Annotated in this window: 11 protein-coding genes and 1 pseudogene; 3 read left to right on the top strand and 9 right to left on the bottom strand. The window is 44.4% G+C overall.

Features of this window, described 5'->3' with window-relative positions; genetic code table 11:
• Nucleotides 1–77: 77 nt before the first annotated feature.
• Nucleotides 78–749 carry an HD domain-containing protein gene (locus tag VA249_RS19120; RefSeq protein WP_221070357.1) on the bottom strand — a complete coding sequence of 224 codons (672 nt, stop codon included), beginning with the start codon at nucleotides 747–749 and terminating at the stop codon, nucleotides 78–80.
• A 124-nt stretch (nucleotides 750–873) separates the two neighbouring features.
• On the bottom strand, nucleotides 874–1,638 hold the full coding sequence (locus tag VA249_RS19115) for a hypothetical protein (RefSeq protein WP_221070355.1): 765 nt from the start codon (nucleotides 1,636–1,638) through the stop codon (nucleotides 874–876).
• A 301-nt stretch (nucleotides 1,639–1,939) separates the two neighbouring features.
• Between VA249_RS19115 and VA249_RS19110 the strand changes: the two genes are divergently transcribed.
• The gene (locus VA249_RS19110) at nucleotides 1,940–2,122 is read left to right on the top strand and encodes a hypothetical protein (RefSeq protein ID WP_221070354.1); all 183 of its coding nucleotides are present in this window, start codon (nucleotides 1,940–1,942) and stop codon (nucleotides 2,120–2,122) included.
• Between the two features lie 66 nt (nucleotides 2,123–2,188).
• On the opposite strand, the gene VA249_RS19105 is transcribed toward VA249_RS19110, so the two are convergent.
• The 6 genes from VA249_RS19105 to VA249_RS19080 all read right to left on the bottom strand — a co-directional run bounded on the left by VA249_RS19105 (nucleotide 2,189) and on the right by VA249_RS19080 (nucleotide 9,952).
• Complete coding sequence (locus VA249_RS19105) at nucleotides 2,189–3,466, bottom strand: cytosine deaminase (RefSeq protein ID WP_221070351.1); 1,278 nt, start codon at nucleotides 3,464–3,466, stop codon at nucleotides 2,189–2,191.
• Nucleotides 3,467–3,475: 9 nt separating this feature from the next.
• Complete coding sequence (gene codB / locus VA249_RS19100) at nucleotides 3,476–4,714, bottom strand: cytosine permease (protein ID WP_221070350.1); 1,239 nt, start codon at nucleotides 4,712–4,714, stop codon at nucleotides 3,476–3,478.
• A 625-nt stretch (nucleotides 4,715–5,339) separates the two neighbouring features.
• A complete protein-coding gene (locus VA249_RS19095; protein WP_221070347.1) occupies nucleotides 5,340–6,686 on the bottom strand; it encodes a magnesium transporter in 1,347 nt (448 codons plus the stop codon).
• Between the two features lie 197 nt (nucleotides 6,687–6,883).
• Entirely contained in the window at nucleotides 6,884–8,218 is a 1,335-nt protein-coding gene (locus VA249_RS19090; RefSeq protein WP_221070345.1) for an ABC1 kinase family protein, read from the bottom strand.
• Nucleotides 8,219–8,402: 184 nt separating this feature from the next.
• Nucleotides 8,403–9,626 carry an HlyD family secretion protein gene (locus VA249_RS19085; RefSeq protein ID WP_221070342.1) on the bottom strand — a complete coding sequence of 408 codons (1,224 nt, stop codon included), beginning with the start codon at nucleotides 9,624–9,626 and terminating at the stop codon, nucleotides 8,403–8,405.
• Nucleotides 9,626–9,952, bottom strand: a complete 327-nt coding sequence (locus VA249_RS19080; RefSeq protein WP_221070341.1) for an MFS transporter — start codon at nucleotides 9,950–9,952, stop codon at nucleotides 9,626–9,628. Before VA249_RS19080 ends, VA249_RS19085 begins: the two co-directional genes overlap by 1 nt.
• A gap of 107 nt (nucleotides 9,953–10,059) precedes the next feature.
• Here VA249_RS19080 and VA249_RS19075 point away from each other — a divergent pair, with 107 nt between their 5' ends.
• Entirely contained in the window at nucleotides 10,060–11,061 is a 1,002-nt protein-coding gene (locus VA249_RS19075; protein WP_221070340.1) for an AraC family transcriptional regulator ligand-binding domain-containing protein, read from the top strand.
• A 64-nt stretch (nucleotides 11,062–11,125) separates the two neighbouring features.
• Here the strand turns inward: VA249_RS19075 and VA249_RS19070 are convergent, their stop codons facing one another.
• Nucleotides 11,126–11,782 (bottom strand): pyridoxamine 5'-phosphate oxidase family protein, encoded by a 657-nt coding sequence (locus VA249_RS19070; RefSeq protein ID WP_221070339.1) that lies wholly within the window; start codon nucleotides 11,780–11,782, stop codon nucleotides 11,126–11,128.
• Nucleotides 11,783–11,880: 98 nt separating this feature from the next.
• Here VA249_RS19070 and pdxR point away from each other — a divergent pair.
• A pseudogene (gene pdxR / locus VA249_RS19065) lies at nucleotides 11,881–13,330 on the top strand (MocR-like pyridoxine biosynthesis transcription factor PdxR).
• Nucleotides 13,331–13,340 lie beyond the last annotated feature (10 nt).

The raw sequence follows: 13,340 nt of genomic DNA, 5'->3' as shown, positions 1-13,340 counted from the left end.
TCTTTTTGTAACAAGTGGCGTTTCTATTCAACTCACGGACAGTTCATTGATGATTTATATCCTGGCGTTTTGTCTGATCAACTTTGTGTTTCATCACGCGATTCGATTTCATCCGCTAATTGTTCTAAATAGGTAAGCATGAATGTTTTGCGCTTTAGCGCCTCTTCATGAGCGGATCGTGTATTCATGGTATCGACAATTTTAAACAGCTTGGTTTGAAAATGGTCGATAGTAAATTGCTTGTCGTTTAATGCTCGCTGCTTGGCAAACATGTCTTCGTCGCAATAAAGTTTGGCATTAAACAGAGTGCTAACTTGAATGCAGCGTGTGACCCCAATTGCGCCAAGTGCATCAAGTCGGTCTGCGTCTTGCACTATCTGAGCTTCTAATGTGGTTGGTGTTATATTGGCGCTAAAACTGTGTGCTTCGATCGCATGAGCAATCGCGTCGTAATATTGGGTTGGATAACCAATGCTTTTTAAAAACGATAGGGCTTTTTTGGCCGCGAGAGAAGCGCTTTGTTTACGATTGGGATGATCTTTAGGGTACGTGAAGCAATCATGTAGATACGCGGCTGGTAATACAATCGCAAGGTTCGCCGACTCTTGGCTTGTAAGTTGCTTTGCTGTTTTGACGACACGAAGGACATGGCTAAGATCGTGCGCCGCATCGGTTTGCATTTCTTGCTTCATGAACTGCAACAACAGCGGTTCAAATTTATTGAGATCTAATGGGGCAGATTGGGTCATAAATTGGCCAGAAAAATAAAGGCTTAGACAATGTGGAGTACAGGGTACTCAGTATGCCTAAGCCTTTCTAAAATTGCCAAAAGAGACGTTGTTATTGTGAGGTTGTGATACGACGAAAAATGAATTATTGAGTTCGGGTAAAACGGAACGTTTGCACTTTTTGCTCTGAACCATCTAAGTAAGCATAACTGTCGATAGTCCAAACATTAGGACCAGCAAAACCAAGCTCAACACGGACATCGCCTGTTGGGATGCCTTGATAAATGACATCGTTAATATTCACAGGGTAGAAGTTGTAACGACTGGTCTGCGTTTGTTGCTCACCCGCGAATGCGACAGAGACGTTCTTTGCTTCATTGGTCAGTGTTAGTTGGTAGCCTGACTGCGAATCGAATGTGAATGCGGCATTTAAGTCGACACCTTGTGTATTCGTCACTTTGACATTTGCTTCGGTTGTTTTTGCGAGCGAGCCCTGTGCAGACAAACCAGTTAAGCCTTTAAAATCTCGGTTGTGGTTTTGAATGTTCACATTCCAATTGCCGACAAAATTGTCGATTTCTTGCCATTGTTGAGGTGTATTCGTGGTGTTTTGCGTACCGCCAATTGCACCAATCGCGTCATTACGGCTATCGTGACGAATGTTGTCGCGGTTGTTATGGATATCAGCACTCGCACCAGCGACACCACCAGTAACGCCACCCGCAATAGCACCTTTTACAGCGAGATCGGCATCACCCGTTAGTGCACCCATCGTTAACCCCAATAGTGCGCCACCCGCAGCCCCCTGTTTGGTTAATGCATTTGGATCGTCTTCTCCCGGAGTCACGCATCCTGCAAGTAGGGGAAGAGATAACGCAGCGACCAAAGTAGTTTTGTTAAAAGTGTTCATGTATTTACTCCGAGATGTTTGGTTCGGGGGTATTATTGAACAGTGTTTGATTGTAATCCACTTATCTCGCTGATAACCGCTAGTTATCAGCTTGAGTCCTTGTGAGGTGGGAAGATAAAAATGGTTGGTAGAACTTACATTTACACGATGATTGGTTCTTGACCAACTTGGGTGCGTTCGAGTCAACAATCGATGAATTTAAAAGTAAAGGATAAAAATTTTATGATCTCTATCAAGATTTATACCTCATTAGAGGGATAGCATGCGCACGTAAAGAAAAATTATAAAATGAGTCCAAATTATGCAGGATTTATATGAACTAGAGCGTAAGTTGGTAGAGGGTGGCGCAGATATGAAAGGCTTAAAAGTTGTACCTGCGATCATTGATAAACAAGGCAACGTTGTTTACCTCGGAAGTACAACGTCTATGTTGAGAAACGTATTGAGTTGTCTTGGGCAACTTACGCAAAAAATCAAAAAATAAAAAAAGGGTCTGATTAGTCGGACCCTTTTTTCGTTTTAAGTGTGAGCCATTGAAACGTTGGTTCAATTAACGTTTGTAAGTCACTTGCTCTTGTTCATCAAGGTGGATATGCGTGGTTGCTGGCTGTGTTTCTGCAATGACTTTACCGTGACGTACTGAGTAACGCACTGGTACTTGGCGACGCACTGCATCAAAGCCATTTTCAGCCGGAAGAATCAACAGGCTACCAGGTTTACCCGCTTCAATACCGTGTTTGTCTTGAATATTCAGTGTGCGCGCTGAGTTTGTACTGATCAGATCAAGCGAATTGTTGATTTGGTCGTAACCCATTACTTGGCACACATGTAGGCCCATATGCAACACTTGAAGCATGTTTGCTGTGCCGAGTGGGTACCAAGGGTCAAATACATCATCGTGACCGAAACACACGTTGATGTTTGCATTCAGCATTTCTTTCACACGAGTCACACCACGACGTTTCGGGTAATCATCGAAGCGCCCTTGTAGGTGAATGTTCACTAGCGGGTTTGCAACGAAGTTGATCCCTGACATGCGAAGCAAGCGGAATAGGCGAGATGCGTATGCACCGTTGTATGAGCCCATTGCCGTTGTGTGACTAGCGGTTACTTTGTGACCCATGTTGAACTTGTGCGCTAGCGCAGCCAGTGTTTCAACAAAGCGCGATTGCTCATCATCGATTTCGTCACAGTGAACATCAATCAGGCGATCGTATTTCTGTGCCAATTCGAACACATAATGCAGAGATTCGATGCCGTACTCGCGAGTGAATTCGAAGTGAGGAATTGCACCGATAACATCTGCACCAAGCTGAACGGCTTCTTCTAGTAGCTCTTTACCGTTTGGATAAGAGAGAATGCCCTCTTGCGGGAAAGCAACGATTTGAATGTCTACCCACTCTTTCATCTCTTCACGCACTTCAACCATCGCTTTTAGCGCGATAAGAGTCGGGTCAGAAACGTCAACGTGAGTGCGAACGTGTTGCACACCGTTAGCAATTTGCCATTTTAGGGTTTGCTTTGCGCGTGTTTTTACGTCTTCAATCGACAGCATTTCTTTGCGCTCAGCCCAACGTTCGATGCCCTCAAAAAGGGTACCTGAAATGTTCCAGCTTGGTTCACCTGCTGTTTGTGTTGTATCTAGGTGAATATGCGGTTCACAGAAAGGGGCAACAGCCATGCCGCCCTCTGCATCAAGAACGTCACCTGTGTAATTAAGCTCTACATTATTGTCTTCAATACGCTTGAATTGACCATCCTCAATCAGAATTTGCTGGAGACCTTCCTGTCCCTTTAGCGTTACGTTCTTGATCAATAGTGTTGTCATGATGGTTCCTTACGCTGGCTGCTGTGCCAGTGTTTTTTTATTTAGAATAGGATTGAGAATCAGGTAGCTGATTGCGCCGCCTAGTACAGCGTTAACCGGAACCACTCCAGGTAGGAAGTGACCCGCTGCGACACCAATTGCTACTGCGATAATGCCAGCCCAGTTCACGGTTTGGAACTGCGCAGCTTCGAAATTTTTGTATTGTTTACGGTTCATGAAGAAATCCGCAATGATAACCCCGCCGATTGGTGGAATAGCAACCGATAGGAATGTTAACCAGCCAACAAAGTTATTATAAAGCCAGAGTGCACACAAAGTACCGACTAAGCCATTCACCATTGAGATGTATTTGCTAGGTAGACCAGTAATGTTTGAGAAACCAAGGCCAGATGCGTATAGCGCGTTGTCATTGGTTGTCCAAATGTTCAAGCCAAGAACGATGATAGCTGGAATAAGAAGACCTTGTGCGATCATCACTTCTGAAATATCAGATTGACCAGTCACTGAAGCGCCTGCCGCGCCAAAGATGAACATGAGTGAGTTGCCGATAAAGAATGCCACCATTGTCACGATTACGGCACCTTTTGGCTTTTTACCAAATCGCACGAAATCGGCGGTCAACGTACCTGCGCTAACGAATGAACCTACTACCATCGCTAATGCAACAGAGAAGTCGATTGGTTCAGCAGGTTGTACTTTTTGTAGCTCTGCTACGCCACCGATGCTGTTTATCGCTTCTACTACTGAGTAACCACCTAGCAATGCAATGGCTGGAACGGCGATAGCAGACAAAACCATAAGCGCAGAGATGCCAAAGTAAACCGTCGCGGTCATTAGCAGACCCGAGATAATGATGAGTGTATTGGTGTCAATGCCTGTTGCTTTGTGTACTGGAATGGCAAACATGGCGACGCCGACACCAAACCAACCAACTTGCGTTCCACCAAGAAGTGCGGAAGGAAGCCAAGAGCCTTTAGAGCCAAAAGAGAAACGAGCGAGGAGGTGAGTAGAAAGACCAGTAGAAGCGCCGATGTAACCGAGGAAAGAAGTGTAAATGCCGAGGATGAGGTTACCAATGAGAACAGCGAGGAAGAAATCATTAAAAGAGAGGCCAGTACCGAGCGAGCCACCCGTCCACATACTTGCGGAGAAAAACGTGAGTCCCAACATAACCATGGTTAATGAAGCAACACCCTTTCTAGCGGTGTTAGGAACCGGTCCAAGACTGTAGTTATTGTCTGCAGCCATTTTTACCTCCACAAAAATAAAAAAATAAGTTATTGCCCACAAAATCTGGGTAAACGGCGCGTATTATCGTGATGTAAATCTCATAGTCAATGAGTTTTTTGTCATTAAACCGTTTGCTTTGAAGTTTTTGTTTTTAAAGTTTAATTAAAACAACGGTTTATTTTTTAATTTTTGATTTAAAAAAGTTTCATATAATTGTTCCAGCTGCTAGAAACTTTAAATCAGAGGTTCAATTTTCTTATTTTGTTTGGAAACTGATTTAATCATCATGTTTGTATTTCTATATGTAATTTTTTCTATTCTATGCGCATGAGGCAAACGGTTACTTTGGGTGTTAGTTTGGTTTGGTTGTCTTTTGAACAAAAAAAACGAAATTTACTTGTTCTTATGAGTGTTATCTACTGCTTTTTGCATTAAGTGGCTATTTGCTGTGGTTTTATTTGGGGAAATTATCTTGTAATCGGTTGCAAAGTGTTGCCAGAGAAGCTGGCTATCCTTAGTTGGTGCAAAACAGTTAAGGAGGAAAGTAGGTCGTAAAGTGCTCTGAGGAACTGAGCGCAAAAAAAAAGTGCCAATCGAATGAGCGCGATTGGCACAGAGGTTCGTTCAATGTTGTATCGTATTTTTACAGCATGACGAGGCTTGCGGTACCTAAAAATGCGAAAAAGCCGACCACATCTGTGACCGTTGTTAAGATAACCGAGCCCGCTAGTGCAGGATCCAGATCCAGTTTGTCCAGTACGATAGGAATTAACACACCAAACAACGCGGCTGTAATAATATTAACAATGATCGCCAGCGCTATTGTCCCGCCCAATATTGGCGATTGGAACCAAAGCCCAGCTAAACCACCAATGATCAGTGCCCAAAGTAGGCCGTTAAGTGAACCAATACCAAGTTCATTTTTGAGTAATGCAAATCGGTTACCCGGCGTGATCTGATTGAGAGCCATTGCTCGGACCATCAGTGTCAGTGTTTGGCTGCCTGCAATGCCCCCCATTGAGGCAACAATTGGCATCAATACGGCAAGCGCAACGACTTGCGTAATCACATCCTCAAACATGCCAATGGTAACGGATGCGAGTATTGCGGTGAGCAAATTGATGCCGAGCCATACGCCACGTTTTTGTGAGCTTTTTAGTACGGGAGCGAATAAGTCATCGCCTTCATCCATACCGGTACCCGCCATTAAGCGTGCTTCGTAAATTTCGCGTTGTGTACTTAAAGCAAACTGCCAATCTACTTCTCCGATCAAAGTTTGATCGGCATCGGTAACGGGTAAGGCGGGTAACGAGCTGTGCTCAAGTGCCTCGACTGCTTCAGGTAGCTCCATTTTACTATCGAGAGTGGTGACATTTTCGATGGCGAGAGCTTTTAGACGAGTATCAGACTCACTACGCAAGATTTCGTAATAGTTCACAGCTCCGCGAAACTGTTTCTTACGGTTGATTAAGTAAACCTGTTGTGGCGTATCGTAACTGTAACGTTCCATCAAACGGCGCGCTTTATCTACGGTGATGTTAAATGGAAGTGTGATGATTTTACGTTCAGCCCAGCGGCCTAACTCTTCGTCTTCGTATTCGTTTGCTTGATCGTAGAGCTCAAGTTCATCTTTTTCGATAAGCTCTAAGGCTTCATTGATGAACTCTTCTGGTAGCGAATCTGCCCATTCGATCAACGACAAGTTGTCGAGTTTTGCTAATGTGAGTTTCAGCTCAACTTCTGATAGTGCATCAATGATGGAAAGGCGCACTTCTGCACGCATTTCTGTTAAAACATCAATATGAAGCTCAAGAGGTAGGGCACGCCATAAACGCACACGCTCTTCAATTGGGAACGCTTCTAGAATCAATGCGACCGAACCTGGCTCTAGGCCGAATTCGATAGAATCGTTTAAAGCGGTAACTCGATCTGCTTCTTCTGCTTTTACAATTTGTTCAATTAGAGTGGAGAGGTCTTGAAACTTACTCACCGAGTACCCCGACAGTCTGGTTATTCTTTTGACAGTTGTCCAAGGTACTTGAAAGCCACAGAAAAACAATAGCCTGCCCGTCAGAATGTACGGAATTTAGGTGGAAGTGATGCTTTTATACCCAACCTTTAATTGACGGGTAAATTCTTGTGCATAGCGTTGACGCTCTTGTGCACATTCCTGCAATTAGGGAGTGCTTAAAGGCCATTTTTTGAAGCATCTAAATCAAGGTAAGGCATAACCAATTGTTGAATGTTGACTCTAGCGCCAATACGGGCAGCCAGCAAATACATGCCGCCAATTTTCCTGTGAAGAAAGAGTGCGTCGACGGGCGGAGTATGCCAGTAGTCCTGCTCCATGCTCAATATGGTGCCAGCTTCACGTAACTTCTGCGCTAGACCACTGGCTTTGAAGTCATAAGGTTCATCAACCAGCATTGGTTCACATGCCATATTCACTAAATCAAGAATTGCCTTTCGTTGTGCAGGCATGATGGTTTGACTAAAGAATCCAATTTGTTCCAATGCATCATTCAAGCCTTGTTCGTCATGGTTTACGACCGATAAAAACACGTGGCGGTATCCCGTACTAAATCGCTCACTGTATTCACGCGTTGCTCCAAAATCTAATAAACCTATTTGGCGAGTATTTTCATTAAACACATAGTTGGCGAAATTCGGATCGGTTTGTACCATCTTGAACTCGAACAATTCTCTAAACAGCAACTCAAGCAAGCTGTACATGACAAAATCACGCGTGCTTTGGTCATAGTGCTCGATTCTTTCGATAGGGCAACCGTCTATAAACGCCATGGCCAGCACGGAATCTGAGCAACTTTCGGTATGGATCTTTGGCACAACAAAGTGAGGGTGATCTTTCAATACATCATAATAGCGAGTGGCAAATTGCGCTTCGCGCACATAATCGGCTTCATCGTGAAGTTGTTTTTTTGCTTCTTCAAGCAGGCCTTTGTAATCGACAGACTCAGGGATTAATCCTACGATCTTGAGCAGTGTGCCGACATTGTCAACGTCACTGTCAATACTCTTGCGGATGCCTGGATACTGTACCTTGACGGCGAGATTGTCGCCAGCATCGCTGTAGGCTTGATGTACTTGTCCGATCGATGCACTCGCAATGGGCTTGAAGTTAAATGAGAGAAACTCCGCTTTCCAATTTGAACCTAAAGCGTTTTCCATGACGTTGTTCAATTGTTTTGCTGGCATAGGATCAGCATCAGAGCGAAGACGGGAGAGAATATCAGCGAGTTCTGGCTCAAGCATGTCACCCGCATCCATGGAAAGCATTTGTCCCAGTTTCATGGCTGCGCCACGCAGGTGGGCGAGTTGTTCGGTTAAGCGGGTGATATTTTTCGGTGTCAGCAACAGATCTTTTGTATTGGGTTTGTTGCCTTTGGCGATTTGTTTTGTACCCTCAGCAATCACATTACCAGCCACACGCGTCGCTAACGATGCGAACTTTCCAAATCTTGAAATTCGATGGGTAGGTAGGCTTCTTTCCTTTGCCGACATGAATCTTCTCCGTTGTATACTCACGACTGGTTATACGTTACTTACGACTGGTTATACGTTACTTACGACTAGTTGTACGTTACTTAATATCAGTTATACATTACTTGCTATCAGTTATACGGAAAAATACGTGCACGGATACAAATCAAAAGAAAACCGCCAGCATAACTGGCGGTTAGTGAAGTTAGATAGAGTAGAAGAAGTACAGTTGGGACTTCATTCGAATGATGATACCTCGGATTGCATCTAAGAAGGATAAGAAACCAATAGGCTTTTCACCGCTTACCCATGCAAGGCCGACCGAGCCCACGGGAATGTCGTAGTCTTCTGGCTCATCAATTTTTAAACGTACAAAGTGATGTTTGTTCTGCAAGTTCTTGCCAGTTGTCATGCGTACTGAATCGTCTAAGCCAAGCAGGTTTCCTTGTGACTCACCTGTTGCTTCGACAATGCCTTCAACGGTCGCTGAGAATATTTTCCCTGGGTAAACTGACGATGCGAACTCGGCAGGCTGACCTGGTTTGATGTTGCGAATCGCTTGGTGGTTGACGCGCATCAGGACATACTTTTCGTTGGTGTACATGTTAATACGAGGCATTGTTGAAACGCGTTGTCCCTCACGCAGGATAAAGTTCGTAACAAAACCATCGCTCGGCGCGTACACTTTGGTGCTGTTCAAATCCCATTGCGCTTTTGCGATCTGCTCTTTCGCTTGACGCAGTTCGGCTTGTTTTGTCTCCACGGCGAGCTCTGCTTTGTGAATGGACAGTTTTGCACGTGAGATATCCACTTGTTTCTTTTTCATTTGAGATTCAAGTGTCAGAACATGATGGTGAGCCATATCCACCGCACTGGTTTGTTTGTCGATATCACTTTCTGTAATGGTATTTTGTACTACACGGTTTTGCTCTACGTAGCGGTCCAACATCTTTTTCTGCAATGTGTAGTCAATTTTGGCTGCTTCTAATTGGCTCTTTGACGTTTCTAGATCTTGTACAAGCGCTTCGTGATTGGCTTCTTCAATTTCGATATCGCCACGAGCGGTTTCTAATGCCACTTGCGCAGCATCCGCTGAAACTGTTGCCTGATTTAATGCAATTTCATATTGGGTTGGGTCAAGTTCATAAATTAACTGACCTTTTTCTACTTGTTGATTTGGCTCAATATGAATATGGTCGACTTTACCTCTTACGGTGGTGGAGTCGGGACGTAATTGAATATGCGGTGACTGCACAACGGAACCACCTGATAAGTCCATTGGCGTAAAGTTGATCAAACCAACCCAAACGAACATTAACCAACCGACACCACCAAGGTAAGAGAATGCCTTAGTGCCTTTGTTCCAAGGCATGCCGACTAAACGAAGCAAATAAATAAAGAGTGCCCAAACCGCTAAACCTTCTAACATTACGCCTCCTCTTGTGGTTGTGCGTCTGCTTGCGGCTTACTTTTCCATGTATCACGCAGGTTGATGATGGCTTTTTCCATATCAACGAATGCAAAAATCACGGCTAACACCCATACCCAGTGCCAGACAAAACCTATCCATGTGAGGGCGGTGATGAGTCCAATTTGGTGGTGATCTTTGCTGTGTGCCTTATTGATTGGTAGTTCATGGATTTTCCAAAAGCCGTAACATGCGCCAGCGACACTAGCAATTAAAACAACAGCCGCAACCACATGCAAAGCGGTGTCTGCGCCTGTTCCGACAAATGGGACACTCAGTAAACTCATTTAATGCTCCTCTATAAAACTGAATGTGTATTGTGTTTTGTAATTGAAATAAGTGATGTTTTGTGACAAATTCAGTCATAATTAAGTTCTATTTGATGTAATTGGTCATGAAAACAGTTCGATTTATTCGCGCAATGGGAGTGCTTAATCTGCATACTCACGCGCTATCAGAGTACAAATTGACGCCTAAAGAGCTTGGTATTCCAGATACGGTCTTCCACAATCCGATGACGTTGATTCCCCTCAAGGTGATCAATGAGTGGTATCGGCGCATCGAGCAATTGAGTGGTGATCCTGATTTGGTGCTGAACTTGTTACGTGACGTCGACATATTAAAACTTGGGCCAGTTGGGCGTTGGTTGTTTTCTGGCAATGACCTTGCAAGTGCGATTCGTCGTGTCAATTATGGTGTGAGCAATTTGCAGTCAGGAGCATTTTTTGCCGGGGCTCAGTCAGGAAATATCTTAAAATGGACGTATCACAACCCTTTTATTGATGCTGATATCAAGGTACATGAAAGCGTTCGTAGTGCTGTTTTTATGGTGAAGATCCTAAGAGAATTTTTAGGAAAAGATTACAAGCCATTGCGAGTGAAACTGTCGGGTTCTAGGCAGAATAATGAACTCTACAAAGCGTATTTTGGTTGTGATGTGGAGTGGAATCAGCCGAAAACGGAGGTGTGGTTGCAGAGCCACGATAGGCTTGCCACTAGACAAGTTCTTTACCGTGAAGAACGCAGACTTGCCATGAGCTTTTCGGACTTGGATGATTTGCTTAATATGCCTGATCCGGAAGATGAGTTGAAAGTTATATACGAAGTCGTGAATTACAGCCGACATTATGGGCTGCCAACCCTAGAACGAGTCTCGCACATTCTCGGGTTGTCTGAGCAGCAATTTCAGCGCCGTTTACAAAAGTTGGGACTTAATTTTTCGACCATTTCAGGGTATGTGCTTAGCAATGTTGCCGTAGAGTGGTTAAACAAAGGAGTGGCGGTAAGCGACGTTGCCACTCGTTTGGGGTATACCAATGTCACCAGCTTTAATAGGATGTTTAAAAAGCACCGAGGGGTTACCCCTAAACAGTTTTTGCTGAGGGCTGAAAACTGACAGATGTTTGTAGGCAACTAAAGGTTTTTTATGTATTTTTTAAAAGCTTGTTCTCGTAGCATACTCACTCTTGCCAGCGGTTAAAGTAAGCGCTGCGATAGTCTGGTTGCTCAATACCATCGTATAAATCTTCGCATGCTTGTAGAGGGCCGACTACGGTCCTGTAGGGCAGCACCCCTGCCCAAATTGGCTTGTCTACGTCTTCCGCATCATCATTCACGCCAAAGTTACTTATTTTTACCGAGGCTTCCGTTAGTGGCATGCGCAGGAGCATAGTGGCTGCAAGTTCTTTTTCATTGCTCAAACGTATGTCTTGTGTTCGTCCTGGCGCGATTTGTTCAATAAAGTGATTGAGTAATCGGTTTTTCTCATGATTGTCTTCGACTTTTTCAAACTGCCCAAAAACAACAGCGCTGCGATAATGAGCACTGTGATGAAAAGCGCTTCTAGCCAGTACCCAACCATCGAATAGGGTGAATGTTAAGCAAGTTTGCATGCCATCTTTAAGTGAGCGTAATAAGCGGCTGTTGTTGGCGCCGTGGATGTAGATATGCTCTTTGACGCGCCAAGCTAACATTGGAATCACGATAGGGCCCGATTCGTTAATAATCGCAATGTGAGCGATAAGACTCTCATCAATGATGGCATGCAAATGCTCCATATCCAATACCGCTTTGTGGGCGGCTTTTTTAACTTCTGTCCGACTTGTATTTGATAGCATTTTTTCTCCTTACGCGTTTGAGTCGAGGTTGATGTGCCTCAATCTTTGATTGCAATGTATCGCGTAACTGGTAGCGTAAGGAGTGCCACTTTTAACTCATGGATGGATCCAGTTTTGCATTTGATTGATATCGGTGATCTGTGCTTAAAACACGATGATGGTACACGTCAGCAGGCATTATTTTCTGCGATACGAGAGAAAATTGTAAAAGGTTTGTGGGCGAAAAACGGCAAGTTGCCCTCAACACGTAAACTCTCACAAGAATTAAATATAAGCCGGAATACGGTGATAGCCGCTTATGAGCAGTTAGTGGCAGAGGGTTATCTAATCAGTAAGAAAGGATCCGGCTTTTATGTAGCGGTAGAGCTGCCAGACTTATACTTGTCAGACCGACGTTCGCTAGAACCTCAGCAAACTCAATCGGTATTCGCACTCAAGCTTGATCCTGATGTTAATCGAGCATTCGCGCCAGGTGTGCCTGATCTGGCCATGTCCCCTAGCTCTCTGTGGCAGAAGTACCTTTCGCGGCATTTATCCCGGCCTTGCTTATTAGGGAATCAAGATATCCAAGGTAGCAAGGCGCTTCGACGTGCGTTGGCAGACTATCTTGCGTCAAGTCGTTCCGTTAATTGTACGCCAGAGCGTATTATTATTACTTCTGGTGCGCAGCAGGCGCTGTCTATTGCGAGTATGGTTGTGCTCAAACAAGGTGATAAAGTGCTGATGGAGCAGCCGGGTTACGCGCAAATGCGAAAGCTAATCCAGTTTCAGAATTATCAATTTGAGCCATTGCTCGTGCAAGAAAAAGTGGGTTTTGATGTCGATGATGTGACTTCTAGTGATGCGGATGCTTTATACATCACCCCTAGTAATCAATACCCGATGGGAACCACACTCAACACAGAGCAAAGAGGGTGTATTATCAATTGGGCAGTTAAGCAATCGCGTTGGATCATTGAAGATGATTACGATAGTGAGTTTCAATTTGCGCATCGGCCCCACACCAGTTTACAAGGCTTGGCGGCTCAGATGGGACGAGATGACCGAGTACTATATGTGGGTTCGTTTAGCAAGATTATGTTTAATGGGTTGAGGCTAGGTTATCTCGTCGTTCCAGAAAGTTTAGTGAACGATTGTTTGGTGGTTAAGGATGCATTAAGTGGTGATTCTCCAACTCATACCCAAGAAGCATTGGCGGATTTCATTGTTGAAGGAGCGTTGCTTCGTCATATTCGCAAGATGCGTCGGTTATATAAGATGAAACATGAACAAATGTGCAAATCCATTGAAAAGCACTTTGCCGGCAAAGTAAGAGTGATTAGCCAAGCTGCAGGATTGCATATTACGTTGAAATGGCAAAGTGGGCTCGACGAACATGAATGGGCGCTACGTGCTAAGGCTGAGGGTATCATTCTCAGACCAATAAGCTACTATGAACATGCTGATTTTCGTACACGAGATTGGCAAGGTGCTGTGTTGGGTTATGGCAATGTCGCGTTAGAGGATATAGATAGCCTAATTAAGCGGCTATCTAATTTATTTCGTTGATGCCAATTTG

This window comes from Vibrio alfacsensis, from assembly GCF_019670485.1.
Lineage (GTDB): Bacteria > Pseudomonadota > Gammaproteobacteria > Enterobacterales > Vibrionaceae > Vibrio > Vibrio alfacsensis.
This window is presented reverse-complemented; position numbering and strand designations above follow the sequence as displayed.

Coding starts and splice junctions, on each gene's coding strand:
- VA249_RS19110 (WP_221070354.1), top strand. CDS start 1,940: ATGCAGGATTTATATGAACTAGAGCGTAAGTTGGTAGAGGGTGGCGCA.
- VA249_RS19075 (WP_221070340.1), top strand. CDS start 10,060: ATGAAAACAGTTCGATTTATTCGCGCAATGGGAGTGCTTAATCTGCAT.
- VA249_RS19085 (WP_221070342.1), bottom strand. CDS start 9,626: ATGTTAGAAGGTTTAGCGGTTTGGGCACTCTTTATTTATTTGCTTCGT.
- codB (WP_221070350.1), bottom strand. CDS start 4,714: ATGGCTGCAGACAATAACTACAGTCTTGGACCGGTTCCTAACACCGCT.
- VA249_RS19105 (WP_221070351.1), bottom strand. CDS start 3,466: ATGACAACACTATTGATCAAGAACGTAACGCTAAAGGGACAGGAAGGT.
- VA249_RS19090 (WP_221070345.1), bottom strand. CDS start 8,218: ATGTCGGCAAAGGAAAGAAGCCTACCTACCCATCGAATTTCAAGATTT.
- VA249_RS19070 (WP_221070339.1), bottom strand. CDS start 11,782: ATGCTATCAAATACAAGTCGGACAGAAGTTAAAAAAGCCGCCCACAAA.
- VA249_RS19080 (WP_221070341.1), bottom strand. CDS start 9,952: ATGAGTTTACTGAGTGTCCCATTTGTCGGAACAGGCGCAGACACCGCT.
- VA249_RS19120 (WP_221070357.1), bottom strand. CDS start 749: ATGACCCAATCTGCCCCATTAGATCTCAATAAATTTGAACCGCTGTTG.
- VA249_RS19115 (WP_221070355.1), bottom strand. CDS start 1,638: ATGAACACTTTTAACAAAACTACTTTGGTCGCTGCGTTATCTCTTCCC.